General features: G+C 41.3%; 2 protein-coding genes and 1 pseudogene. All 3 read left to right on the top strand.

From position 1 onward, the window contains the following. The first annotated feature begins 607 nt into the window (after nucleotides 1-607). The gene (locus IQ229_RS21545; protein WP_194047225.1) at nucleotides 608-1,837 is read left to right on the top strand and encodes a sedoheptulose 7-phosphate cyclase; all 1,230 of its coding nucleotides are present in this window, start codon (nucleotides 608-610) and stop codon (nucleotides 1,835-1,837) included. A gap of 4 nt (nucleotides 1,838-1,841) precedes the next feature. Further along, entirely contained in the window at nucleotides 1,842-2,675 is an 834-nt protein-coding gene (locus tag IQ229_RS21550; RefSeq protein ID WP_194047227.1) for an O-methyltransferase, read from the top strand. Between the two features lie 59 nt (nucleotides 2,676-2,734). Beyond that, a pseudogene (locus IQ229_RS21555) lies at nucleotides 2,735-2,972 on the top strand (ATP-grasp enzyme); the annotation flags it as partial.

The raw sequence follows: 2,972 nt of genomic DNA on the forward strand, positions 1-2,972 counted from the left end.
CAAATATATTGGAGTTAATAAAAATTCAGATAAACTTCAGTTAAACTTCCTAAAAGTCCACTGCGATTCTGAAGCAAATAGAATGTAGCGAGTTTAGTAATATAAGGTTTGAGACTAATGCTAATAAACAGCGAACTAACGATTAATCAAGGTTCTAATCTAAAATTGAAGCTTGGAGATCAACGATATAATCAGTTTTCTAGGCTAGAATTTTTGCGGAACCGTACAGTTGGAAAGCCATTATTATATATAGTGGAATAAATCTGAATTAAGAATAAATTCAGATGAATTTCCCAAAATAAAAGTCAATAATCCACAGAAGAAGCAGGCAATTATTATGCCAATATATTGCTAGTGGGGCTAATTGACTTGTTTGAGGTTATGCCGAATTAAAGGTTAACCCATCTACAGAATTTACTCAAATAAATGGTTTTGTTTAAAAACATTGCCAGTCAGCAATAGACGCTAGCTTTTGATTGAAAGCTAATTTTTTCCTGTCTTTTATCTGAAAAGATAAAAAGTATAGTTCTTTGCTGGCATTCATTAGGGTAAATCGCAATTATTACCGAAATCTCACAATCTTTATAATTGGAATAAGGTCAACACAATGAATAAAGTTCAAGCATCATTTGAAGCTACTGAATCTGCGTTTCACGTGCAAGGTTACGAAAAAATCGATTTTAGTCTTGTCTATGTGAACGGTGCATTTGATATTGAAAACAGAGAAATTGCTGATAGCTATGCAAAATTTGGTCGCTGTCTGACTGTAATTGATGCCAATGTTCATGAACTTTATGGCGATCAGATCAGGTCATATTTTAGACACTATGATATTGAACTGACGGTATTTCCGATCATCATTACAGAGCCGGCTAAAACCCTTGCAACCTTTGAAAAAATTGTTGACGCTTTTTCGGACTTCGGCTTAGTTCGTAAAGAACCAGTCTTAGTTGTCGGTGGTGGTCTAGTTACTGATGTGGCTGGGTTTGCTTGCGCTTCTTACCGTCGCAAGAGCAACTATATCCGCATTCCTACTACGTTGATTGGTTTGATCGATGCAGGTGTAGCGATTAAGGTAGCAGTTAATCATCGCAAGTTGAAAAATCGCTTGGGAGCATATCATGCACCTTTGAAAGTGATCTTAGATTTCTCATTCTTAAAAACCTTGCCAACGGCTCAAGTTCGCAATGGGATGGCAGAGTTGGTGAAAATTGCGGTAGTGTCTAACTCGGAAGTCTTTGAACTGCTATATAAATATGGCGAAGAACTTCTTTCCACCCACTTTGGACACGTGAATGCGACACCGGAAATTAAAGAGATTGCCCATAAAGTCAACTACGAGGCAATCAAAACTATGTTGGAGTTAGAGACTCCTAACTTGCATGAACTAGACCTCGATCGCGTCATCGCTTACGGTCACACTTGGAGTCCTACCCTAGAATTAGCACCTCAGATACCTCTATATCATGGTCATGCGGTCAATATAGATATGGCTTTGTCTGCAACCATTGCAGCACAACGGGGCTATATTCCAACAGGAGAGCGCGATCGCATCCTAGATTTGATGAGTCGTATCGGTTTATCACTCGATCATCCTCTACTAGATGGGGATTTGCTCTGGGATGCTACCCAGTCTATAAGCTTGACACGAGATGGTAAGCTACGTGCAGCTATGCCTTGTCCGATTGGTGAGTGCTTCTTTGCCAACGATCTGACTCGTGAAGAACTTGATGCTGCTCTAGCTGAACACAAACGTCTTTGTGCTAAATACCCTCGTGGCGGAAAAGGTGTTGACGCATACATTGAAAGTCAAGAAGCCAAGCTAGTAGGGGTGTGAAAATATGACGAGTGTTTTAGGACGAGAAACAGCTAGACCGATAACGCCACATAGTATTTTAGTAGCCCAGTTACAGCAAACCCTCAAATTAGCAGAAGAGAACAACATTCCCGTAGAGATATTAGATTCTTTGCGGCAGGGAGTTCAATTAGCGGCGGGTTTAGATCCCTACTTGGATGATTACACCACCCCAGAATCGAGCGCATTGACAACATTGGCGCAGAAAACTAGCAAAGAAGACTGGAGCAAACGCTTCAGCGATGGTGAAACAGTGCGTCAACTTGAGCAGGAGATGCTCTCAGGGCATCTTGAAGGACAGACATTGAAAATGTTTGTTCACATGACCAAAGCAAAGCGCATTCTAGAAGTAGGAATGTTCACAGGGTATTCGGCCTTGGCAATGGCAGAAGCATTACCAAGTGATGGGCAACTTATCGGTTGCGAAGTAGATCCTTATGTTGCTGAATTTGCTCAAGCTTGTTTTAGTGAGTCCCCCCACGGCGACAAAATCATTGTGGAAGTAGCACCTGCCCTAGAGACACTCCACAAGCTGGCTGCCAGAAATGAAGTATTCGATCTGATCTTCATTGATGCGGATAAAAAAGAGTATGTAGAGTACTTCCAGATCATTTTGGATAGTAACTTACTTACTCCCGACGGTTTAATCTGTGTGGATAATACTTTGTTGCAGGGACAAGTTTACCTACCACCCGAACAACGCACCGCCAACGGTGAAGCGATCGCTCAGTTCAACCGTATTGTCGCTGCCGATCCTCGTGTAGAACAAGTTCTGTTACCCATCCGAGATGGTGTGACTTTAATTAGACGCGTGGTGTAGCGAAGTTTGTAGAGACGTTGCAATACAACGTCTCTACAATAAACACAAAGGAAAGACTTATGGCACAATCAATTTCTTTATCTCTGCCTCAATCTCCAACATCATCAACGGGTATTAAGGTAAAGCTAGTAGCTCTATTCAAGACTCTCGGTACTCTGACATTATTACTAATAGCCTTGCCGTTCAATGCTTTGATAGTATTGATATCTTTGCTGTGGGGAATTTTGCGTTCGCCGTTTACGAAAAAAGCTATCGTAGCTGCTCATCCTCAGACTATCTTGGTAAGTGGAGCCAAGA

The sequence above is a fragment of the Nostoc cf. edaphicum LEGE 07299 genome (assembly GCF_015207245.1).
GTDB classification, from domain to species: Bacteria; Cyanobacteriota; Cyanobacteriia; order Cyanobacteriales; family Nostocaceae; genus Nostoc; species Nostoc edaphicum_B.